Origin of the sequence: Selenomonas ruminantium subsp. ruminantium ATCC 12561, from assembly GCF_000424065.1 — a bacterium.
GTDB classification, from domain to species: Bacteria; Bacillota; Negativicutes; order Selenomonadales; family Selenomonadaceae; genus Selenomonas_A; species Selenomonas_A ruminantium.
Map to the genome: position 1 here is coordinate 27,168 of NZ_AUJE01000005.1, position 22,646 is coordinate 49,813.

The 22,646-nt window shown below is 48.8% G+C and carries 18 protein-coding genes; 15 read left to right on the forward strand and 3 right to left on the reverse strand.

Annotated elements, in window-relative coordinates:
* The first annotated feature begins 7 nt into the window (after positions 1 to 7).
* From G598_RS0103625 to G598_RS0103645, 5 genes are all read left to right on the forward strand, one after another.
* The gene (locus G598_RS0103625) at positions 8 to 295 is read left to right on the forward strand and encodes a hypothetical protein (protein WP_157833264.1); all 288 of its coding nucleotides are present in this window, start codon (positions 8 to 10) and stop codon (positions 293 to 295) included.
* A gap of 164 nt (positions 296 to 459) precedes the next feature.
* Positions 460 to 960, forward strand: coding sequence for a tRNA adenosine(34) deaminase TadA (gene tadA, locus G598_RS0103630; RefSeq protein WP_037363145.1), 501 nt, complete (start codon positions 460 to 462; stop codon positions 958 to 960).
* Between the two features lie 277 nt (positions 961 to 1,237).
* Positions 1,238 to 1,999, forward strand: a complete 762-nt coding sequence (gene nagB / locus G598_RS0103635; RefSeq protein WP_026765793.1) for a glucosamine-6-phosphate deaminase — start codon at positions 1,238 to 1,240, stop codon at positions 1,997 to 1,999.
* A 15-nt stretch (positions 2,000 to 2,014) separates the two neighbouring features.
* The gene (locus G598_RS0103640) at positions 2,015 to 2,692 is read left to right on the forward strand and encodes an N-acetylmannosamine-6-phosphate 2-epimerase (protein WP_026765794.1); all 678 of its coding nucleotides are present in this window, start codon (positions 2,015 to 2,017) and stop codon (positions 2,690 to 2,692) included.
* A 100-nt stretch (positions 2,693 to 2,792) separates the two neighbouring features.
* Complete coding sequence (locus G598_RS0103645) at positions 2,793 to 3,128, forward strand: hypothetical protein (RefSeq protein WP_026765795.1); 336 nt, start codon at positions 2,793 to 2,795, stop codon at positions 3,126 to 3,128.
* A 62-nt stretch (positions 3,129 to 3,190) separates the two neighbouring features.
* Here G598_RS0103645 and G598_RS16945 read toward each other — a convergent pair whose 3' ends face one another.
* The gene (locus G598_RS16945) at positions 3,191 to 4,054 is read right to left on the reverse strand and encodes a serine hydrolase (RefSeq protein WP_080656931.1); all 864 of its coding nucleotides are present in this window, start codon (positions 4,052 to 4,054) and stop codon (positions 3,191 to 3,193) included.
* 97 nt (positions 4,055 to 4,151) lie between these two features.
* Positions 4,152 to 4,856: a hypothetical protein gene (locus G598_RS0103655; protein ID WP_026765796.1), complete on the reverse strand. Its 705-nt coding sequence runs from the start codon at positions 4,854 to 4,856 to the stop codon at positions 4,152 to 4,154.
* Positions 4,857 to 5,508: 652 nt separating this feature from the next.
* Here G598_RS0103655 and clpB point away from each other — a divergent pair.
* Positions 5,509 to 8,082 (forward strand): ATP-dependent chaperone ClpB, encoded by a 2,574-nt coding sequence (gene clpB / locus G598_RS0103660; protein ID WP_026765797.1) that lies wholly within the window; start codon positions 5,509 to 5,511, stop codon positions 8,080 to 8,082.
* A gap of 224 nt (positions 8,083 to 8,306) precedes the next feature.
* Here clpB and G598_RS20335 read toward each other — a convergent pair whose 3' ends face one another.
* Complete coding sequence (locus G598_RS20335) at positions 8,307 to 8,432, reverse strand: hypothetical protein (RefSeq protein ID WP_272867093.1); 126 nt, start codon at positions 8,430 to 8,432, stop codon at positions 8,307 to 8,309.
* 330 nt (positions 8,433 to 8,762) lie between these two features.
* Between G598_RS20335 and G598_RS18465 the strand changes: the two genes are divergently transcribed.
* The 9 genes from G598_RS18465 to G598_RS0103710 all read left to right on the forward strand — a co-directional run bounded on the left by G598_RS18465 (position 8,763) and on the right by G598_RS0103710 (position 22,610).
* On the forward strand, positions 8,763 to 9,980 hold the full coding sequence (locus G598_RS18465) for a GGDEF domain-containing protein (protein WP_026765798.1): 1,218 nt from the start codon (positions 8,763 to 8,765) through the stop codon (positions 9,978 to 9,980).
* A 107-nt stretch (positions 9,981 to 10,087) separates the two neighbouring features.
* Positions 10,088 to 10,843: a response regulator gene (locus tag G598_RS18470; RefSeq protein ID WP_051179899.1), complete on the forward strand. Its 756-nt coding sequence runs from the start codon at positions 10,088 to 10,090 to the stop codon at positions 10,841 to 10,843.
* Positions 10,844 to 10,938: 95 nt separating this feature from the next.
* Positions 10,939 to 11,982 (forward strand): BMP family ABC transporter substrate-binding protein, encoded by a 1,044-nt coding sequence (locus G598_RS16960; RefSeq protein WP_157833266.1) that lies wholly within the window; start codon positions 10,939 to 10,941, stop codon positions 11,980 to 11,982.
* Positions 11,972 to 13,072 (forward strand): BMP family ABC transporter substrate-binding protein, encoded by a 1,101-nt coding sequence (locus G598_RS16965; protein WP_051179904.1) that lies wholly within the window; start codon positions 11,972 to 11,974, stop codon positions 13,070 to 13,072. Before G598_RS16960 ends, G598_RS16965 begins: the two co-directional genes overlap by 11 nt.
* A complete protein-coding gene (locus G598_RS16970) occupies positions 13,065 to 15,809 on the forward strand; it encodes an ATP-binding protein (protein WP_051179906.1) in 2,745 nt (914 codons plus the stop codon). Before G598_RS16965 ends, G598_RS16970 begins: the two co-directional genes overlap by 8 nt.
* 159 nt (positions 15,810 to 15,968) lie before the next feature.
* The gene (locus G598_RS0103695; protein WP_026765799.1) at positions 15,969 to 16,247 is read left to right on the forward strand and encodes a type II toxin-antitoxin system RelB/DinJ family antitoxin; all 279 of its coding nucleotides are present in this window, start codon (positions 15,969 to 15,971) and stop codon (positions 16,245 to 16,247) included.
* Complete coding sequence (locus G598_RS0103700) at positions 16,234 to 16,515, forward strand: type II toxin-antitoxin system YafQ family toxin (RefSeq protein ID WP_026765800.1); 282 nt, start codon at positions 16,234 to 16,236, stop codon at positions 16,513 to 16,515. The genes G598_RS0103695 and G598_RS0103700 overlap by 14 nt, the downstream gene beginning before the upstream one ends.
* Positions 16,516 to 16,792: 277 nt before the next feature.
* Positions 16,793 to 18,835 (forward strand): M13-type metalloendopeptidase, encoded by a 2,043-nt coding sequence (locus tag G598_RS0103705; RefSeq protein ID WP_026765801.1) that lies wholly within the window; start codon positions 16,793 to 16,795, stop codon positions 18,833 to 18,835.
* A 127-nt stretch (positions 18,836 to 18,962) separates the two neighbouring features.
* Entirely contained in the window at positions 18,963 to 22,610 is a 3,648-nt protein-coding gene (locus G598_RS0103710) for an autotransporter outer membrane beta-barrel domain-containing protein (protein WP_026765802.1), read from the forward strand.
* The last annotated feature ends 36 nt before the right edge of the window (positions 22,611 to 22,646 follow it).

A 22,646-nucleotide genomic window follows, 5' to 3' on the forward strand; every position in this document is an offset into this window, starting at 1 on the left:
GGTTGTCATGTTGAACCGTATTGAGCGCGTCGCCCGTGTTAAAGGTATAGATTCCAGTGTGAATCGTTCCTTTGAACGAAAAGAAGGTTATCATGATGCAAAAAAAGATAAGCAGTCATTTGCCCATACGCTGAACCAGGAAAAGGAAAAAGAAGTTCGTCCGGCAAATGAGGCAGGCCTGGGTATGCCGAATGCTTATCGGTTGGAATTGTCTACACTGCCGACACAATCCCTGTTTTATCGGGAATTGGTTGACCTGAGCAGCGTAGAAGGGAAGATAGATGTTAACGGATAATGGGAGATAACACAATATGGTATTTATACAAAAGACAGTGGTTGGATTGTCGTAGCCATGCCCGCGGGATTGGGGATGGCTGCGGCATTTTTTATTGACGGAAAAGCTGCGGTTAGGGTAAGATTACGCTATGAATATCTGAGAAGGGAAGAGCGAAATATTTCATGACGAACGAACAAACTGTAAAAGATGATGCCTATTATATGCGGGAGGCACTAAAGGAAGCACAGGTTGCCTATGATTTGGAAGAAGTGCCTATTGGTGCGGTGCTGGTGGATAACGCTACGGGCGAGATTGTCACGCGTGGGCACAATATGCGGGAAATCTGGCATGATGCCACGGCGCATGCAGAACTTATCGCCATACAGCAGGCCTGCAAGGATTTAGGGCGCTGGCGCCTGTCGGGGCTGACGCTTTATGTTACGATTGAACCCTGCCCAATGTGTGCCGGGGCTATTGTGATGAGCCGCGTGGATCGGGTCGTCTATGGCAGTACCGACAACCGGGCAGGTGCCTGCGAGTCAGTCTTCAATATTCCCGGCAACGAGCATTTGAATCATCGCCCGGAAATTACTGCAGGTGTCCTGCAGGAAGAATGCTCCGGCATCATGAAGCGGTTTTTCAAGGAACGGCGGGAAAAGAAGCGGCAATCAAAGCAGTCCTGACGCATAAATTTATATACGAAAAAACGCAGGTTGATTCAGAACCTGCGTTTTTTCGTATATAATCCTTTAACTGCAAAGCTTCCCCATTTTGTTTCTTAAAGGCATGTGTCATCACTTCCCCAAGTGACAAAAAATATTATACGATTGAATAATGCTTTACACAATACCACCAAAGTATAAAGTATAAAACAATCTACTCCTTTAGTAGTAGCTAAAATTTGTTAAGCGTGTTATGATAATGGTGAAAATAAGCAGATGAGCAGGGAGGGCGAGTTTTATGCGCATAATCATTACGGACTCGTATGAAAAGATGGGAATGGAAGCTGCGAATATCGTAGCCGGACAGGTTTATCTGAAACCCAATAGCGTTTTGGGGCTGGCTACTGGCAGCACGCCTGTTTCCATGTATGAGCGATTGGTGGCCGTACATAAGAGTGTGGGGCTGGATTTTTCCGAAGTGACAACCTTTAACCTTGATGAATATATCGGCATGTGTCCGGACAATCCACAGAGCTACCATTATTTTATGCAGGAAAATTTCTTTCGTCATATCAATATCCGCCCGGAAAATGTCTTCCTGCCCAATGGTATGACTGAAGATATGGCGGCAGAGGGCCAGCGTTATGAAAAGCTGATTGAATCCAAAGGCGGTATTGATTTGCAGGTGCTGGGCATTGGGCAGAATGCCCATATCGGCTTTAATGAGCCGGATGTAAAGTTTGCGGCAACCACACACAAGGTGGAATTAGATGAGGAAACCATTCAGGCCAATTCCCGTTTCTTTGCCAGTGCTGCGGAAGTGCCCCGCTATGCCATCAGCATGGGGATAAAGACCATTATGATGGCTGAACATGTTATTCTGCTGGCCAACGGGAAAAATAAGGCAGAAGCGGTATATAAAGCGGTTTGCGGCGATGTGACACCGGAGGCACCGGCATCCATCTTACAGTTGCACCGTGATGTGGCCGTTATCGTGGACAGGGAGGCGGCAGCGCTTTTGCCGTCTGTTATTCAGGGGATAAGTATAACGCATAAATGAAAAGAGGATGTTTGTATGAATTTTTTCTCCACTGTAAAAGGGAAACTCATTGTGTCCTGTCAGGCGCTGCCAGATGAGCCGCTGCACAGCTCGTTCATCATGGGACGTATGGCCCTGGCGGCCAAAGAAGGGGGCGCCAAGGCCATACGCGCACAGAGCAGTGTGGATATTCAGGAAATAAAAAAGGTGACGAACTTGCCCGTTATCGGGCTGGTCAAACGCAATTATGCGGATTCCCCTATTTACATCACGCCCACTATAGCAGAAGTAGAGGAGCTGCTCAGTACCGAATGTGAAATGATTGCCCTGGATATGACTGACCGCCCACGTCCTGCCGGGGAAAAGATAGAGATGCTGCTCGCGCGCATTCACGAGGCAGGCCGGCTGGTACTGGCCGATATTTCCACCTATGAGGAAGGCCTGATGGCGGCAAAACTGGGCGCTGATGCCATATCGACGACCCTTTCCGGCTATACGCCTTATTCGCCGCAGCTTACCGGGCCGGATGTGGACTTAGTCGCAAGACTCAGTAAAGAGCTCGCCATTCCCGTATTTGCGGAAGGGCGTATCAATGTGCCGGAGGATATCAGCCGGGTGATGGCAGCAGGTGCCTATGCGCCGATTGTGGGCTCGGCGATTACAAGGCCGCAGCTGATTACGGCCAAATTTGCGCAAAAACTGGGGAATAGCTAAATCCCCATACAGCGTTGGCGTAAAATATTGTTGGACATGAAGCAGGAAACACCCCTTCTTTCGTAGTATATATACAAAAAATACGAAAGGAGGGGTTATCATGTTCAAGAGAATCTTTTTGGCTTTTGCTGTGGCCGCGGCATTGCTCTTTACTGGTGCGGCGGATAGCACAGTAGAGGCCAGCCCGGTTTATGTAGGCACCTATAGTGATGGTACGGATGCTTATCTGCTTACCGAAAGTGTCCAAATCAAAAGCTACAGTCCCTACACCTTTGATTGCACCGTTGTATATTCCGGGGTTTATCTGTACTACTCCTTCTATCCGGTAAATGGCAGTCCCTATTACCGGAATTCGGAAGGGTATGAAGCTTATGTTTTTGGCGGCAAATCGCCAGTAGCAGCCCAGATTTACCAATATGTGGTAAACCATTATTAAGCAAAAAAGCAAAGGCGGCTCTCATTGCGGGAGCCGCCTTTGTGAATGCTGTTACTTATGGTTTAATGCCAGGCTGCGGCTTGCGCCATAGCCTTCATGGTTTCAATGGCGCGGTAACGGCTGGAATAATGTTCGGTCATAATGACAAGAATCATCGTCCGATTGTCCACATAGATAATGCCGCCATCGTCATAGAGTCCGCCTAATTCCCCGGTCTTATGGGCGATAACTGCACCGGGCAGGGCGGCGGGAAAACATTCCTTATCAGTCTGTCCTTTGAGATAGGAAAGCATGATTTCGTCCTGTTCAAACCCTACGCAGTCATGCTGATAGAGTTTGAGGAAGAAGCTGCCCAAATCCTGTACGGAGGTGTAGTTGTCCAACCCCGCATTTACGGCGGCAAAATCCATCATTTTGCGGGCTAGTTTCGTATCATAATAGCCATTACGCTGTATATAGGCATTGATATCGTCCATGCCCAAGAGGTCAATCACTAGATTGGTAGCCGTATTATCGCTTTCGGTAATCATCAGGCGCAATACCGTGTCCAGGGATAATACCGAACCATTGGCATAGCCGCACAGGATACCCGCTCCGCCTACTTTGTCACTGGCGTGGAGAGTAATGGTGCTGTCGAGGGATAACTTGCCGTCACGGACTTTTTCCATAGCATCGGCGAGCAAAAATACCTTAATCATGCTGGCCGAGCGCATCGGCTCGGATTGATAGAGGTAGGGCGTAGAATTTTCCTCAGGAAAAGCCGCATACACGGAATAACGGGTGCTGTCCGCGTTGGATAGCGCCTCAATACGCTGGGCTAAAACGTCATTATCTGCCGCCAGGCACCTTGCCGTTGTAAAAAAAGTCATAACCAGGCCGGTTAAAAGGAAAAGTGCCCCCGTTAGCCAAAGTTTTCGTTTGTCCATTTGTTTCACCTCGGATAAATCTGTCTAAAACGCTTATCGGCATAGGATAACAATATGGACTACTTCGCCAAAAAAGGGGCACTTTCCTGTATGTTTATTAAATATCCCAGTGTAGCATATCCGGATTCGGCGTAGCCTTATCGACTTCGGTGAGAATCCAGGAAGCATTATCATGGTCAGCGGCAAAGGCTTTTTCGAGGCCTGCCTGATAATTTTCGGGAATCTCCATAGCGTGAATGGCCATGTGCATATAGTCCTTGGCCACAAGCGTTACACCGCGGGCGGCGGCCAACTGGGCCTTGAAACGGTAGCCGTAGTAAAGATAGCTGTTGTGCTCGATGGGAATGTCCTTGTAGGCTTCGATACGTTCATCGACTTCCTTTTCGGCATCGGCAGTGAGGTTCATCTTGTGCAGCAGATTCCAGCGGTCAGCCCAGAGTTCGCCGCGCAGGATATACTTGTAGAGAAAATCAGTGCCTTCGGCAGCTTCAATCGCCGTATTGATATGGGAGAGCGCTTCGTCAAACTTCCCCTGTTCTTTTTCGAGTGCGCTTAATTTCTGCAGGGCAAAGGCGTATTCTTCGACTTCTTCGCTGATTTCTTCATTATAATCGGCTTCGACCACGCTGTGGAAAAGTTCGTTGGCCTCGTCCTTTTTGTCGATTTCGTCCATGGCGAGGAAGTGGGCAAGTCTGGCCCGCGCCCGCCAGCTGTCCATGCCGCCGGCAAAGAGATTTTCGGGCGGATTGGCTTTGGAGTCCATTACGAGATGTACTAGTTTATGAAATTCATTTTGAGTCATGGGAACCTCCTATAATAAAGGGCTTTAAGATTAATGTTTGCTGATTTGTCTATTATACAGTATGATGAGGTTGATGCCAACTTATTTTGGCTTTGAATTGTTTCCAGTTGTTAGGTGAAAGTTTGTTATATCTCTTGAAGTAATTTTTGGGCTATGCTATACTCTAAGTGAGCAAACGTATGGACACCGAACCTTACAAAGTCGGTATACAAAAGGGAACCCCACGAGAGAGAAGGGCATTTCTCAATCGTGGGGTTCTTGCATGATTATCGACTCATGCAAGGTCGAGCCTATGTCACCCGAAGATTAACGTGATAAGCGCGTCTAGGCATTTTATCAGGTAATGAGCGGTTACACTGACCATGACGGCTACCACGAATTTACGTATGGATATTCACCTTACACCCCCTTCCCGTTACGGGACTTCCAAACGGAGGTTTGGGCAACGTGTCTAGTATAGCATAACTAAAATAACCAACAAAAGACCTTGAAAAGTAATCTTTGGGGTCTTTTGTTATTTATTATTATGAGGAGAGTAAAACTAGAAATAAAGTCAAAAAGTCAGAAATAGTATTTGACTTTTTGACTTTATCCTGTATAATAAGGGTAAAGATGATGTTGGTAATAACCGCGACTTTACGGAGGAAATATTATGGGACAGGAAAAATACACCGCAAAAACCATGGCGGCTTTGCAGGCTGCCCAACAGATGGCGGCGATGCGCTACCATCAGGAAATCACTTCCCTGCATGTGCTGCTGGCACTGGCCAAGGAGCCGGAAGGACTCCTGACGGATATTTTTAATGAATGCAAGACGGACTTGCCGATGCTCAAAGCCCGTCTGGAACAGGAACTGGGCAAGATTCCGAGCGTCCGGGGGACCGACCGCCTTTCCATGGGCATGGATATGGTGCGCGTACTGGCACGGGCCGAGGAATTTGCCAAATCCATGAAGGACGATTACCTTTCCACGGAACATCTGCTCTTAGGTCTGGCCGAAGACGGCAGTAGCGATGTGCAGTCCATCTGCAAGGAGTTCAAGCTGACCAAGAGCAATATTCAGGGCGCCATCAAAAAGTACCGCAAACAGAATGTCACGAGCGAGAATCCCGAAGAAGGCTATAAGTCGCTGGAAAAATTCGGCCGTGATTTGACGGCAGCCGCACGTCAGGGCAAGCTTGACCCGGTAATTGGTCGTGACGAGGAAATCCGCCGCACGATTGAAATTCTCTCCCGCCGTACGAAGAACAACCCGGTGCTGATTGGTGAGCCGGGCGTAGGTAAGACGGCGATTGTCGAAGGCCTTGCCCGCCGTATTGTGGCCGGTGATGTGCCGGAATCGCTGAAAAACAAGACGCTCTATTCGCTCGATATGGGTTCTTTGATTGCCGGTGCGAAATTCCGCGGCGAATTCGAGGAACGTTTGAAGGCGGTACTCAATGAAATCGTCAAATCCGATGGGCAGATTCTGCTCTTTATCGACGAAGTACATACGGTTGTCGGTGCCGGTGCCGCCGAAGGCGCTATGGACGCGGGCAACCTCTTGAAGCCAATGATGGCCCGTGGGGAACTGCGCTGCATCGGTGCGACAACTCTCAACGAATACCGCAAGTATATCGAAAAGGATACGGCTTTGGAGCGCCGCTTCCAGCCGGTAATGGTCGGCCAGCCCAGTGTGGAAGATACGATTTCCATTCTGCGTGGCCTCAAAGAACGCTATGAAGTACATCATGGTGTGCGCATCCGCGATGCGGCGCTGGTTTCGGCAGCGGTGCTCTCTGATCGCTATATTTCCGACCGCTTCCTGCCGGATAAGGCCATTGACCTTGTCGATGAAGCAGCCGCCAAGCTGCGTACGGAAATTGAATCCATGCCGGCACCGATTGACGAAATCCGCCGCAAAATCATGCAGCTTGAAATCGAAGAACAGGCATTGAAAAAGGAAACGGACGCGGCATCACAGGAAAAACTCGCCGAAATCACGGCGGAAAAAGCCGATTTGCAGGCGCAGGAAAACACGCTCAAAGGCAAATGGGACAGCGAGAAGCAGGCCATTTTGCGCGTGCGCGCCATTAAAAAGGAAATCGACGAGGTCAACAGTCAGATGGAAAGCGCTGAACGCGCCTATGACCTCAACCGCCTGTCGGAACTCAAATATGGCAAACTTCCGCAGCTGCAGCAGCAGTTAAAAGAGGAAGAAGAAAAGATTGCCGCCCGCGCCCAGGGCGAAACCCTGCTCAAAGAAGAAGTGGGCGAGGAAGATATCGCCAAGGTCATCAGCCGCTGGACGGGTATTCCGGTCAGCAAGATGCTCACGGGTGAACGGGAAAAGCTCATTCATCTCGAAGATGTGCTTCATGAGCGGGTGGTCGGACAGGATGAAGCGGTCAAGGCCGTCAGCGAAGCTATCCTGCGTGCCCGCGCGGGCATCAAAGACCCCAACCGTCCGATTGGTTCCTTTATCTTCCTTGGCCCGACGGGCGTAGGCAAGACAGAACTGGCTAAGACCTTGGCCGAAGCGCTCTTTGATGATGAGCGCAGCATGATTCGCATTGATATGAGCGAATACATGGAAAAACACAGCGTGGCCCGTCTTATCGGTGCGCCTCCGGGATATGTGGGCTATGATGAAGGCGGCCAGCTCACTGAGGCAGTGCGCCGCCGTCCATATAGCGTTATCCTGCTCGATGAAATCGAAAAGGCACACCGTGACGTATTCAATGTGCTGCTGCAGATTCTCGATGATGGCCGCCTGACCGATGGCAAGGGCCGTGTGGTGAACTTCAAGAATACGGTCATCATTATGACCAGCAACTTGGGTTCTCATGAAATCCTTAACAAGGATTATGAAGAAGCGCAGACGGCAGTCAAGGATATCCTCAAGGATTATTTCCGTCCGGAATTCCTGAACCGTGTCGATGATATCATCGTGTTCAAGGCACTGGCCAAGGAACAGGTGAAGAATATCGCCGGTATTCTGCTGAAGGCTCTGGGTGAACGGCTGGAACGCCAGGTCAAAATCACCCTGGGCTGGAATGAAGATGCCCTTACGGCACTGGCTGACCAGGGCTTTGACCCCAACTTTGGGGCAAGACCTTTGCGCCGCCTGTTGGTGCATACGGTGGAAACGGCGCTGTCCAAAGCCATTATCCGCGGGGAGGTGCAGGAAGGCGATACCGTGAACATTGGGTTTGCTGATGGGGAGTTTACGTTTCAAACTGCATAAGTAAAATTAGGCTTACATCGTAGTGATAAGACGCGCGGTGACCGGTAATACCTTTCCTTCGCCATAGACAGGCTTGTCAAAAGCTGCGGAAAGGCATCACCAGTCACCGCGCTTAGTGTGTACATTACAATGAGGTAATAAGACGCCCGGTGGCTGACCATACTTTTCCTCTGCTTAGGCAGGCTTGCCAAACGCGGCGGAAAAGCATGGTCAGCCACCGGGCTTTATGCGTACATTACAATGAAGTGATAAGGCGCCAGCGGGAGCCGATAATATTTTCCTTCGCCATAGACAAGCTTGTCAAAAGCTGCAGAAAACATCACCGGCTCCCGCTGGCTTAGTGGCTGCATTTTATTTTCTGCTTTTTTGACCGATAGTATAATTGAACCGAAAAACATGATTTATGCGGCAGGGATTTGTTACGTGGGAGGCGAATGAATATAATGAATATATTGGAGACGTATTTGCTGACGCAGAGGGAGTGAGAAGAGATGGGAAATTTTGTTGGTACTGATTTTTTTTTGCTTGATATTGTTCTTGTAGGGGGCAAATGTCCTTAATGAGTGAATATTTATCAACAAGTTAATCGTGAATGCATAAGCATTCCTTTTCAGGACTGGTTACCCTTATGGGGAAGGTAAAGGATATTGTGGTTATGCGCAAAGGAGGTGGGGCGGAGTATGTACTACTGCTTAATAGATTGCCTGGCTCTGCTGGTGCTCCTAATTCTCAATCATGATGTGGTGCTGAAAAAAGCAGCCAGTGATGAGGAGTCCTCCAAGAAGAATTATCGCTATTTTTTGTATGTGTTGATTACTTACTATTTTGTCGATTTTTTATGGGCCTGGCTGTATGAAATACAAGAGCTTGATTGGCTGTATCTGGACACGGAAGTGTATTTTATCGTTATGGCGGTAAGTGTTTGGCTCTGGACCCGTTATGTGGTGTCTTATTTGGACATCAATAACAGTTTCAGCCGTTTCCTGAAGTATATGGGGGGAGGGCTCTTTTTCGGTGTCGTGATGGCTACACCGCTTAACCGCTTTTGGCCGCTGATGTTCTACTTCGATAGCAGTGGCGTTTATCATGCGGGAATAGCCCGGGACGGCATGTTCATCCATCAGATAATCCTTTTGCTGCTGACCTCCATCTATGCGTTTTTCTTCGCTCCGGTCAGCAATGAAAAAAAGCGGCAGCGGTATTGGACCATTGGCTTTTCCGGTCTGCTGATTATGTTTTTTGTAGTGGGGCAGATATTTTTTCCCACGTATCCGCTCTATGCCATCAGCTATATGCTCGGCGGCTGTCTGTTGCGGACTTTTGTCATTGAAAATGAGCGGGAGGAATATCACAGAAATTTGGAACTTGCCTTAGAACGTGAGCGGGAGCAGTTTAATGAATTGAACAAAGCCTGGACTTTGGCCTATAAAGATGCCCTTACCGGTGTGAAGAGCAAACTGGCCTATGCGGAGAAAATCGAGCAGATTGACCGGGAGATTGCCAAAGGGATAAGGCAGGAACTTGCTTTGGTCGTGCTGGATGTCAATAATTTGAAGCGCATCAACGACACCTTAGGCCATGATGTAGGGGATGCGTACATAAAAGAAGCCTGCCGTTTGATTTGTGACAGCTTTAAGAAAAGTCCTGTTTATCGAGTAGGCGGCGATGAGTTTGTGGTCTTTCTGGAACAGGAAGACTATGAAAATCGGGAAAAACTGCTGGCAGCATTCAATGCGGTGGTTGAGGAAAACCGTCAGCATGGTGCTGTGGTCGTGGCAGCGGGGATAGCGGAGTATGTCCCAGAGCAGGACAACAGCTGCAAGCGGATTTTTGACCGGGCAGACGAAGCGATGTACAAGCGGAAGCATGCGCTGAAAATGTTCCCTAAGACACTGTGAAATGCCCTGCTTTGGGCAGAGGGAGATTTTTTCAAAAAACTTATGTGAATATTAAGAATATACACTATTTTCTATTGATTAATACTTACTGGATAGGAGAATATAAGATGAGCGAGCAGAATGGAAGCAAAAGGAATGTGGTCATTGTCATGTACCAATATAGCGTCATTGTGAAGACTATTGAGCGCAAGCTGCAGGAGTTAAGGTATGAGGTGGAGATACTGGCGGGGGAGTTTGACAAGATTGCGGAAAAAGCCATGCTCAAGCCCTTGTTTTTGGTGTATCTGCCGAAAAATTTTGCCTCCGATATCCGGAATATATCGTCGCTGAACCTTATCCTGGATATCATAAGCAAAAAAGGTGCGGAAATGATACTGCTGGGGGAAGGCAGCGATTATGCTGACGTTATGATGCAGGTGCCTTTGGCCAGCGATTACGAATGGATTAGCCGTCCCCTGAAAATGGATGAATTTACCCTGTCCGTGATGAAACATACCCGCAACAAATCCAAGCGGATTCTGATCGTGGATGATGATCCGGTCTATGCCAAAATGCTGCGGGCGTGCCTGAAGGATGAGTACAGCACGTTTGTCCTTACGGACGGTTCGCAGGTCATCAAAGCCCTGCGTCAGACCCCGGTTGATTTGATTCTTTTGGATTATGAGATGCCGGTTATGGACGGACCGCAGGTTTTCCAGATGCTCAAGGGGGAGGAAGTCTTGAAGAATATCCCCGTGGTCTTTTTGACCGGGGTGTCGGGCAAGGAACAGGTGGCACGGGTGGTGGCGCTGAAACCCCGGGGCTATATCCTTAAATCCAACAAGAAGGAAAAACTGTTGGAGTACATAAAGAGTATACTCTAAAACAAGTTCGCTGCGGGGCATTTTCTGATGATTTAGGAAAGGAATAGACCGTGAAAAGATTATTTTTAATTGCCTTAATCATCTTATTGTTTGCCATGGGGGGAATTTTAATTATTCAAAGAACTCAGGTGGATACGGATGTGACGGCTCAGACGACTAAAGTCGGCATATTTACCAACGGGGAGTTCATGGATAGGAGCTGGGGCCAAACCCATTATGAAGCGCTGGAGTCCCTGAAGGAAGAGCTGAATTTAGAGATTATCTACAAGGAACATGCGCCTGGCGATTGCTACGCCGACATTAAGGAATTGATTGAAAAAAAGGGCTGCCGGATTATCATCGGTTGCAGCTTTGATTATGGCAAGGCTATGCAAAAGGCAGCGGCTGAATATCCCCATACGTATTTCCTGCACGCAGGGGGCGTTTATCATCAGGAAAATTATTCCTCGTTCTTTGGCCGTATGTATCAGGCACGATATTTGTCAGGAATTGTGGCGGGTAAAAAGACGAAGACCGGGGAATTGGGCTTTATTGCAGCTTTCCCCAATTCACAGGTGATTCGCGGCATCAATGCGTTCACGTTGGGCGTCAAGAGCGTACGCCCGGATGCTGTGGTACATGTGAGCTATTGCAAGTCCTGGACGGATGATGCACCAGCCTTGAATTCATGCCGGAAATTATTGGATAACTTTCCTATTGATGTCGTGACCGTCCATACCAATTCCATGGCGCCCCATCAGGAGGCCGATAGCAGGGGGGTATGGTCTGTTGGCTACCATAGGGACAATCGGGATTTGTTTCCCAATACCTACCTGCTTGCCTGTGTATGGGATTGGCAGATTTATTACCGCGAGCAGATATTGAACTGCCTGCAGGGTAAATTCCATGGCCGTCAGGACTGGATTGACAAGGAGAAGGGGATGGTCAGCCTGTCGCCCAGCCCTCATTTGGATATGGACACCGCCATACTGGTGCGGGAAGCCAGTGAAAAATTCAACAGCCGGGGATTTGATGTATTTTACGGCCCCATCAAGGATAATCAGGGACAACTGCGCATCAATGCAGGCGAATCCATGTCAGATGATGAGATGTTAAATGGTTTTGACTGGTATGTGGAGGGCGTGACCGTTGAAGACTAAAGACTGGATGCGGATGAATTTTCCGCTGCTGCTGATTGGCATGCTATTCATCATTCTGGTGGTGGTCATTCAGAGCTTTCAACTGCCGGAGACGAAGCGCCAAACCGTGGTAGGGTGTGTTCTGGTTGGTGACATGACGGATAATGGCTGGAATTACAGTCACTACCAGGGGCTTTCCGCAGCCTGCCGCGCCCATGATGTTGCAATTCATTCGGTAGATAATGTGGCTGAGAACGAGAGCGCCACTTATGCTGCAGTAGAAGAACTGATAGACAAAGGGGCAAATGTCATCTATCTGACCAGCTTTGGCTATGGGCAATATGTGGATGCGATTGCCCGGAAATATCCGAATGTGGCTTTTTTCTGCATTTCCGATAAAGGTGAGGCGAAAAACTGTACCTCATATTTTGCCCGTTTGTATCAGGCGCGGTACTTGGCTGGCATCATCGCCGGAAAGGCCAGCAAGACGGGAATTTTGGGCTATGTTTCCGCCATGCCCAATTCCCAGACCAACCGGGGCATTAATGCCTATGCTTTGGGTATATTAGCGGTGAATCCTGAGGCGCAGATCATCGTCCGCTTCACCGGCAGCTGGGATGATGAGGCCGAGGAGCGGAAAAGCGTTGCCCTCCTGCAGCAGGCCGGGGCAGATGTAATTACCTATCATGCGGATAAACCCCATGCGATAAAAGAAGCGGAGAAGCGAGGTCTGTTGAGCATTGGCTGCAATGCTGTTGCCGAACAGTATTCGGACCGTTTTTTGACGGCCGTGGTTTACGATTGGCAAGTGGTCTATGAAAAAGTGCTGGGGGACTATCTCAGCGGAAGAGTCAATTTTAACAGCAGTTACTGGATGGGATTCAAGGAAGGTGCTGTAAAACTTCACCCCTTATCGCCGGTAGTTTCGGATGAGGCCGCGCAGGTGGAAGCGGAAAAAGAACAGCAGCTGATGTTGGGACAGAGCGTGTTTTCCGGTGTCATTTATGACAATCAGGGAAGACTTCGCTGTGGCGAAGGGGAAAGAATCAGCGATGCAGAGCTCTTTTCCGGTATGGATTGGTATGTCAAGGGAGTAAGGATTTATGAGTAAGCAGATGACAGGGGTGAAAAAAGGGACCTTTATTGCCTTGGTGGGATTTGGCCTGGTTTTGCTGCTGGTGGGTGGTTTATTTCATAACCGCATGGAGGATTTGTTATCCGCTTACACGGAGAGCCAGACAAGGCGGCAGGCTGAAACATTGGCAACGCAGGCCGCAGAAAAACTTGGCACGGAGCTGGAAACTCTGGCCTATGTAGCCAATAAAATCGAAGCCAACCCGGAAGCGGTAGGGCAGATTATGCCTTTGATTTATGATGAAGCCGGGGTCAGGCAGGGACTGCTGGATATTGAAGGCACGGCTATTTATGGAGATGCGATTTCACCGCGTATCTATAGCGGCATCCAGACAGCTTTTCGCGGCAAAAGCGATATCACCTTTGAGACAGGGCAGGGGCTGCTATTCACTTATCCGGTGTTTAATGGTAAGAACATAAAATATGTCCTATACCGGCAGTATCCTCTGACGGCGATTGCGGACCGCTTTTCCATCAGCTGTTATGACGGTATTGGCAAGATGATGGTGGTTTCCCGTGAGGGAGATGTCATCATTCCCTTTGACGAGAGTACTCCGGAAGATGTGGCCTATATGAATAGCCAGGAGGTAAAAGACAGCTTTAACTCCATGCATCAGGAGATGGAAGTTTCTGTGGCTGCTGCGCATATCTTTCCGACCGAGCGCGGGGAAATGTTGCTCTTTGAGGCAGAAATTCCCCATACGGATTTCCTTTTGGCAGGGTTCGTGCCGAAAGATAAAGCCAGCGAGGGGATTGACAGCATTTCCCTGTTAGTAATCTGGGTATTTGGTCTTTTGATGCTGATGGTGGTTATCGGCGCTATATATTTAGTTCGCGTGCGTGTGGTAATTCAAGAGAGCGACGAATTGCGGGCCGCTAAGGAAATGGCTGAAAGCGCCTCCAAGGCCAAGAGTGACTTCCTGTCCAATATGTCTCATGAAATACGTACGCCGATTAACGCTGTCCTGGGCATGAACGAAATGATTTTGCGGGAATGCGAAGACACGACGCTTCTGGGCTACTCGGAGAATATTAAGACAGCAGGTACCACCTTGCTGAGCCTGATTAACGATATTTTGGATTTTTCCAAGATTGAAGCCGGCAAAATTGATATTATCCCCGTGGAGTATGACCTGTCCGTGTTGCTCAATGACCTGGTCATGATGGCCAAGGTTCGCGCGGATAAAAAAGATTTGAGCCTGACTCTGGATTTTGACCAGGATACGCCCAAATTGCTCTATGGTGATGAAGTCCGCATCAAGCAGATTATCACCAATATCCTGACCAATGCCGTGAAGTATACGGAAAAAGGCGGTGTAACGTTCTCCCTGGGCTTTGAGCGCATCGAGGGCGCGGATGACAAAGTTATGCTGGTCATAGCCATCAAGGACACGGGCATTGGCATTAAACCTGAAGATTTGAGCAAGCTGTTTTCCAAATTTGAACGCATCGAGGAAAAGCGTAACCGCAATATTGAGGGCACAGGCCTTGGTATGTCCATCATCAAGATGCTGCTGGACATGATGGATTCCCATCTGGAGGTGGACAGCGTATACGGCGAAGGCTCCACATTCTCCTTCCGGGTTGAGCAAAAAGTAACCAATTGGGAACCTCTGGGCGATTATGCAGCGTCCTATGCACAGATGCTCAAGAAAAAAAAGAAATACCGCGAAAAATTTACTGCCCCGGAAGCGCATATATTGGTGGCGGATGATAATGAGATGAATCTGTTGGTCTTCAAGAACCTGCTGAAGAAGACCAAGATACAGATTGATACCGTCATTGACGGCACGAAAGCGGTGGAAGCAGCCATGGCCAGGCAGTATGACATCATTTTCCTGGACCACATGATGCCCCATAAAGATGGCATACAGGCCCTTCATGAATTGCGGCAGCATCCAGAATGTCCCAATAGCAAAACCCCTGCGCTCTGCCTTACGGCCAATGCCATCTCCGGCGCCCGGGAACAATATATCGAGGCAGGCTTTAATGACTATCTGACCAAGCCCATTGATACGGACAAATTGGAAGAAAACCTCATTGAATACCTGCCGGATGACAAGGTGGTAATGAGCATGGAGGGCAGCGCACCAGAAGCCGAAGACAAGCCACAAGACGCTGCTGGTGATTTGCCGAAAATTTTGCTGCCCCTGCAGGAGCAGCCCTGGGTTGACCTAAAAAACGGGATAGATAACCTCGGTTCAGTGGATGACTATCTGCCGATATTAAAAATCTTCTATGAATCACTGGATGATAAGGCCGCTGAAATTGAAGGCTTTTATGCCAATGAAGATTGGCATAACTACACCATTAAAGTCCATGCCCTGAAAAGTTCGGCGCGTTTTATCGGAGCACTGGAATTCGGTGAAAAAGCCCAGCTGCTGGAAAATGCAGGCAAAGCCGGGGATATTGCCTATATTCGCAAGCACCATGAAGCCTTCATGACCGAATACCGCAGTTTCAAGGCTCCTTTAGCTGAAGTATTCATAGTCTCCGCAGTAGAAAAACCGGAAGCCGATGCAGAGATGATGGATGCTATTCTGGAGGAAATCCGGCTGGCTGCCGAAAGCATGGACATAGACCAGCTGGAGAGCATCTTTGATGAAATGGAAGAGTATCAGATTCCCCAAGAGCAGGAAGAACTTTGGCAGCAGCTGGTGAAAGCAGCCCAGCAGTATGACTACCAGAAAATCGTGTCGATTCTCGCCAAGTAAATAAGCCCTTAGGCAACAAATGTTGATGCTTTATCAGTATTGTAAAGACGCCCGGTGGCTGATAATATTTTCCTCTGCGCAATATTGTCTAATGATTGTAGCTGTTGTATTGACAATAAATATCTATTAGCTATAAAATAAATATGAGGAGGCGATATTATGGCTGGTGCAACGACAAGCATGAGTATTAGGATGGATCGTGTGGTAAAAGAGCAGGCTCAACAGCTTTTTAAGAGTTTAGGTATGGATATGACGACAGCTATCAATATCTTTCTAAGACAGGCGTTGATACGGAAAGGTCTTCCGTTTGAAGTTACTGCAGAAGGGGCAGATTCGGTTCTGATGCAGAGATTGTTGGAGGCAGACAATGACCCTGATATTCATGGGCCGTTTCAAACAGTGCAGGCATTGATGGAGGACCTTAATGCTGACGATTGAATATCCTTCTATTTTCAAAAGAGATTATAAGCGCGCCATAAAACGCGGCTGTAACCCAAAAAATTTTGAAAAGGTTGTCCTAATGCTTCAAAATCAAAAATTGCTGCCTGAAAAGTATCGTGACCATGCCCTTACAGATTCGCGGAACTTTAAAAATGTTCGTGAGTGCCATATTGAACCTGACTGGCTGCTGGTATATCAAATTATCAATGAGCGTCTGGTATTGAAGCTTATGCGGACAGGCACACATAGTGATTTGTTTGGATGACTTAGCAAATTATGATACTAAACTGAACCAATAAGACGCCCGTGTGGGCCGGTAATATTTTCCTTCGCAATAGACAGACTTGTCAAAAGCTGCGGAAAACATCACCGGCCCACACGGGCTTTATTGCGTCTCCCAGTTTCGGTCTTGCGGCAGGAAAATGGCGGGTTTTGGCGAATATTTCTATAATCGGAATGAATACGCCTTCAAATGGGTAAGGATGGCAGAGGTTTAAGCGCGTCTGGTAAGGAGACGTTATTTTCGAAGGGAGGATTTTCTGATGAAAAAGCGATTGGCGATATTATTAGGGTTGTCTATGGCTGTTTCCCTCTGGGGAACGGCTTGGGCAGCCGAACCGAACTACAAGAGCGGCACGCCTTGGCCGTACATCGACCTTGAGGGCGTTGTCACCGAAGACATGAATGCCTCGCTCAAGGATAATTTTGCTCTCGCCGTCAACAAGGACAAAATACTCAAGCTGCAAATCCCTCAAGGGTATCCCTTTGGCGGCATTGATATGGATTTGGTACTGAAAACAAATGAAGATCTCAAAAAAATGTTCCAAGGTTCCGCGCCTGAAGGGCACGATGCCAAACTGGCCTATGACTTCTATCATCTTATGATGGATTGGAATAACCGCAATGCCCAAGGCATAGCCCCGCTGAAAAAGATAACGGATAAGGTGGAGGCGATTCATTCCACTGCTGAGCTGAGCCGTTATTTGGTGGATGTTCCCGCCGGGGAAAATTGGGTCGGGTTATGGGAGAGCGGAGCCGAAACGGATCCTTTGAATTCCTCCCGTCCGGTACTGCTGGCAAGCAGCTTTCCGCTGCTTCTTGATGATTCCGCCGAGTACAGCCATCTCACCGACTATGGTGCCATAAAGAAAAAGGCCAACTCTGAACTAGCCGAGAAGATGCTCGTAAAGTTAGGCTGCACCAAGGATGTGGCACGGCAGAAGATAGAGAACTGCTTTGCTTTGGAAGCGCAGCTTGCCCCTACTATTTTGACCAAGGAGGAGCAAAACAGCCCGGACGCTATCGCCCGTATGAATAATCGTTTTTCTCGGGATAAATTAAAGGAGGCTCAGGGCAAGCTGCCTATCTTGGAAAAATTAAAGAAGAACGGTTACCCGGATGCGGATGAATACCTAGTGACGATGCCGGCCTTTTTACAAAAGCTGAACGAGCTGTATACCGAGGAAAATCTGTCCCTGCTCAAAGATTACCTGATTGTCCATGAAGCAGTTGAGACTGCGGGGTTTCTTGACCGGGAGTGCTATGAGTGGAATTTTGACCGCAAAAATGCCATCTCCGGCTCCAAGGGAATGCCGCCTGATGCGGATGTTTCTGCCGCCCAGGCAGCGGATACCTTGGAGTGGCCGGTGGCGCAGCTCTACAGTGCGACCTATCTGAAAAAATCAGACAAGGAGCGGCTAACGGCTTTGGTTGACCAAATTTTGGACGCCTATCGCGGCGTAATAAATGAGGCCGATTTCCTGTCTGCTGCCACGCGCACCAATGCACTCGATAAACTTGCGGCCATCGACAAAAGAGTGCTGTACCCGGACAATTGGGAAAATGTCGCCTGCCCGGAGCTGAACTTCGCATCCCCGGACAATGGCGGAACCCTGTGGCAAGCGTTGGTGGCTATCAAGGAATATGAAGTGGCCAAGAATGTCAGAAAAGCCGTCCGGCCGATTGACAAGACGATATGGGTCATGACGCCTCAAGAGGTGAACTGCGCCTATAGCCCGATGACCAATGCCATTCACATCGCCGGGGGGTACGCCCAAGGAGCCATGTATAACAGCAATATGAGCGATGAAGAAATGCTGGGCAAGATAGGCCGCGTCATCGGTCACGAGATTTCCCATGCTTTTGACTCAACGGGGGCGCAGTTTGATAAAGAAGGAAACATGAAAAACTGGTGGACGAAAGAAGACTACGCCGCCTTCCAGAAGCGAAACGATAAGCTGGTCGCCTATTACAACAATATGCACCCATGGGCTGGGCAGGACTTCTACGGCAGCATCATGACCGGCGAAGCCGGTGCGGATATGGCAGGAATGAAAGCCATCCTGCGCGTTGCGGCGACGAAAAAAGACTTTGACTATGACAAATTCTATCGCGCCTATGCTGCCGGCTTTCTTACAAAGGACACGCTCCAGTCTGCTTATGGGCGGATAAACGATGTTCATCCCATGCACTACCTGCGCATCAACTGCACCTTGCAGCAGTTTGATGAGTTCCTGAATTTCTATGGCATCACCGAAGGCGATGGCATGTATCTGGCTCCCAAGGATAGGGTAGCCATCTGGTAAAGTCGCAAACGCCGTGACCACCAGCCAGATTGACCAGGATGCAAGAACTTGTTCGCGGTGTATTACTGCGGTTATGAGGATGCTGGCACGGCAGATGCCTATGATTTTTTCAGAAGGAGCGAAAGGGATGCGACGATCAAAAAAACTGGCGATTTTGGCAGCAGTTGCAATGGGGGTCCAGTTGGGCAGCCATGTTGAAGCCCATGATGCCGATAGAGTGGATTTCAATGGCCGAAAATTTATTGACTTATCTTTCTTCAATACAGGTGAAACACTGCAAGGCAAAGAGTCAGGGTACATACTGCCGACAGTCCTCAGGGCGGCAATCAAATCTGCCGCTACCTACTGGTCGGAGATGCTGGGCCCCAGGTCCAAATTCACCTCCCCATGGCAGATGGTGATTGTCACACAGGACAACCACCAGAATGCCTATGGCAGCACATTATCCGTAAAAGATGGAAAAATGGTCCATGAAAACTACGTTGCCCAAATGTTGCAGGGAAAATTAACTCTGGATTACCTGGATATTGAAAAACTAAAAACAGGCTTTGTTGCTGACGAGGGCACTTATTCTTTTTCCAGAATCGAAATCGGACAGCATTTCGGTGCGAATCGTGACGGTGCCCCTGAGGGGTGGTGGGTGGATGCGGATACCGTGCTTCCCACCAATGAGCAAGCTGCTGATTTTATCGGCTGCTTCCGCCATGAGCTGGTACACGCTCTGGGGGTGTCTGCCATAATAGAGAATTGTGACTGGAACGGAAATACGGTAACAGAAAAAGTTGCGTATCTCGATGGTGGAAACAAGCTGACCTTGTCCAAATTTGCATATACAGAAGACAAGGATTTTTGGAATCTTCATCTGATAGACCAGAATGGAAATCACGGCAAGCCCGGTATGATGATTGTGACTACGGAAGGGTTTAACCGCTTAAAAGAAAAGAATCCCACGCTGAAGAAATCGGATTGCTTTATTGTCGACCTGGGAAATTTTGCCTATTTTGTAGGGGACAATGTAACGGATGCCCTGGCAGGAGCAACCTTTAACGGCGTTTCTGGCATACCTACCAACGCTTTTGAACGGAAAAGGGCCGGTGGCTATAATGACGTCTTTGAAGGCAGCCACTTCCAAACAGCAGGCATGCAAAGCCATCGTGCCTACAGCAACTATACCTCCTTTATGGAGGTGGAACTGGCGGCTCTGCAGGATTTAGGCTATAACATCGACAGAAAGGCGTATTTTGGGCATTCCGTTTATGGAAATGGTTTGACCATCGACAATAAACAGGGATATTTTGCAAGAAATAAGGATGGCACGGCGTATCTTGCCAATATTTATAGTCAAGTTCCACTGGGATTTGGTCTGCACGTTTATGGAGCGAATAACCATATCACCCAGTCAGCAGATATTTTGACGCGAGGCACGGGCGCAGTTGGCATCCGGGTGGACGGCGAAAAAAATACGATAAGCGTTCCCGCAGCAACCGAAATCCATGCAGACGGCTATCGGGGCAAGGGCATCTTGTTTGCCTATGGCCGCCAGCAAAATCTCAATCTGGCGGGAAAGGTGACGGCCAATGGGGCAGGCGGCAATGCGGTGGAATTCAACTTTGGCTCAAGCACCAATGGAGCCCTTGATGAATACCGTGGCTCCTACATTCGCTACAGTCGTGGAGTCAGTGCTTACACCGGCGAAATCACCAAGGCTGAAAATAAAGTCTTGAACGATATGGACGGTAACACTTACAACGCTTCTGCCGATGAATTGAAGGGGGAATTGCTTACCGACTGCAATTTGTCCGGGAAAATTGCCGGTGGCGAAAACGCCATCTATATCGGCAGGAATGCCTTTGTCAAAAATATCAACGTGAACAAAGGGGCAGAAATAAGCGGCGCTATCACATCCGACTGGAAGCATTTTTCCGAGGAACAGGGGATTTTCGCCACGGAAAAGAGCACCACCTATGAGGAAAAAAATTATGACACCAATGTAATCGAGAAAAAGAGCGGCATCATCAAGCCTTTGAAGATACAATATAACGGAGGCGAGTATGTTTACAACAAATACATCCCCGACCTGGTGACAAACCTGAACTTCAATCTGCAGGATGGAGCCATGCTCTATCAGGGCAATATCAGCGGCTCCGACAATATGAAGATGAACGTGAAGAGCGGTGATTTGCTCTATACGGGAATGGCAGATGTGGTAAATATCAACGTGGCCAAAGGGGCTGGGCTTTACGGCGGAACTTATACCGTAAACGATATGACCGCACGTATGGGCAAGGGCTTTTCTGATGACACAACAGGCAAATTCATCAATCATGGTACCATTGGCGCGGCCAGCCCGGATTCTGTGCTGACCGTCAACGGGAATCTGGAATCAGATGGTGTCCTGCAGGCCTATGGCGGCGGTTCTCAAGGCAATATTGCCGTCAGCGGTACAGCCAATGTAGAAGGCTCGACCGTGACGGCTGTAAATGCACTGCCTGATGAGACATTAACCGTACTGAACGCCGGCGCGATAAACGGCAAGGTAGCAAATCCGGACGGAAAGCCCCACGCCATCACAGGGCTGCTTTCGACAACCGGCACAAATGACGGCAAAACATTGAAGGTTACGACACAGACGGCCAACAATCTCGGCGAAATGACAGCTGAACAGGCAGAGGTCTATGATGCCATGGAAGGCATGCAGAAAAATCTTGTGGGTGATGCGCGCAGAGAAGAAATGCGCACCCTCTACAATTTGAATTCCTCCGGTGCAAAACATGCGCTTACGGAAATTGGAGCGTCCTCCGGCCCGCAGGCGGTGGCACTTACGCAGCAGAGCACTTTGGCAAGCCGTGTTATTTCCGACCGTTTGAGCACGGCATTTTCCCTGCAGCCGGTGAATGTGAATGTTCCGGTAAGTCGTTTGGCAGATGGAGAAGAAGGGGACGGCCTTAAGCTGAGCACGCAACTTCCTGTGGAACAGGATAATAATGCCTGGGTGAAGTTTACCAAGAACTGGGGCGACCTTAAAGGCGGGGCAAACTATCATGGCAGCGCGATATCGGGCGGCTATGACCGCAAATTGAGTGAAAACTGGCGGGGCGGTCTGTTCCTGAGCTACCAGACCACAGGCTTTGGCGCATCGTCCGGCAATGGCAATATCTATGATACGCGTTTCGGTTTTTATGCAGGTTACCATAAGAATGCGACGGACGCCTATCTCTATGCGGACTATGGCTGGATAAAAAACAAATTGCGCCGCAGCATCGGGACATTGGGTCTGGGCGCAGAAGCGAAATATAATTCTCATTTGATGGAAATTGGCGGCGAGTATAAGTACGACCTTCATGCCACTGACGGCAAGACCTGGCATGTCAGCCCCTATGCAGGCTTCCAGCTTTCCTGGCTGAATCAGGACGGTTATACGGAAAATGGTGCAGGTATATTCAATCAGCAGGTGGATGGAAAACACAATACTTACTTTGCCGGACAGATTGGCATGGAATTCAAGCGTTATCTGGGACAGGGCAGCTACGGTATGCGCTTGGGCGTAAAGCATGCTTTCGCCGGAGCCGACCCGGAACTTTCCTTCCGTTACGAGGGTTATGGCGGCAAGTCTTATACCCTGCGGAACAATCAGGATAAGACGCATTTCATCTTCTCGCTATCGGGTGAAACCGAATTTGCCAAGGGATGGTTCCTGAGTGGTGAAACCTTGCTGCAGAAGGGCGCCCATGATAAGGATATTTCCGCATCTGTGCAGTTCAAGCGGGTGTGGTAAGGAAATGATTTTTCAGCTGTAAAGAGGTAGAAAAAT

Coding starts and splice junctions, on each gene's coding strand:
- G598_RS0103625 (WP_157833264.1), top strand. CDS start 8: ATGTTGAACCGTATTGAGCGCGTCGCCCGTGTTAAAGGTATAGATTCC.
- tadA (WP_037363145.1), top strand. CDS start 460: ATGACGAACGAACAAACTGTAAAAGATGATGCCTATTATATGCGGGAG.
- nagB (WP_026765793.1), top strand. CDS start 1,238: ATGCGCATAATCATTACGGACTCGTATGAAAAGATGGGAATGGAAGCT.
- G598_RS0103640 (WP_026765794.1), top strand. CDS start 2,015: ATGAATTTTTTCTCCACTGTAAAAGGGAAACTCATTGTGTCCTGTCAG.
- G598_RS0103645 (WP_026765795.1), top strand. CDS start 2,793: ATGTTCAAGAGAATCTTTTTGGCTTTTGCTGTGGCCGCGGCATTGCTC.
- G598_RS16945 (WP_080656931.1), bottom strand. CDS start 4,054: ATGGACAAACGAAAACTTTGGCTAACGGGGGCACTTTTCCTTTTAACC.
- G598_RS0103655 (WP_026765796.1), bottom strand. CDS start 4,856: ATGACTCAAAATGAATTTCATAAACTAGTACATCTCGTAATGGACTCC.
- clpB (WP_026765797.1), top strand. CDS start 5,509: ATGGGACAGGAAAAATACACCGCAAAAACCATGGCGGCTTTGCAGGCT.
- G598_RS20335 (WP_272867093.1), bottom strand. CDS start 8,432: ATGCAGCCACTAAGCCAGCGGGAGCCGGTGATGTTTTCTGCAGCTTTT.
- G598_RS18465 (WP_026765798.1), top strand. CDS start 8,763: ATGTACTACTGCTTAATAGATTGCCTGGCTCTGCTGGTGCTCCTAATT.
- G598_RS18470 (WP_051179899.1), top strand. CDS start 10,088: ATGAGCGAGCAGAATGGAAGCAAAAGGAATGTGGTCATTGTCATGTAC.
- G598_RS16960 (WP_157833266.1), top strand. CDS start 10,939: ATGGGGGGAATTTTAATTATTCAAAGAACTCAGGTGGATACGGATGTG.
- G598_RS16970 (WP_051179906.1), top strand. CDS start 13,065: ATGAGTAAGCAGATGACAGGGGTGAAAAAAGGGACCTTTATTGCCTTG.
- G598_RS0103695 (WP_026765799.1), top strand. CDS start 15,969: ATGGCTGGTGCAACGACAAGCATGAGTATTAGGATGGATCGTGTGGTA.
- G598_RS0103700 (WP_026765800.1), top strand. CDS start 16,234: ATGCTGACGATTGAATATCCTTCTATTTTCAAAAGAGATTATAAGCGC.
- G598_RS0103705 (WP_026765801.1), top strand. CDS start 16,793: ATGAAAAAGCGATTGGCGATATTATTAGGGTTGTCTATGGCTGTTTCC.
- G598_RS0103710 (WP_026765802.1), top strand. CDS start 18,963: ATGCGACGATCAAAAAAACTGGCGATTTTGGCAGCAGTTGCAATGGGG.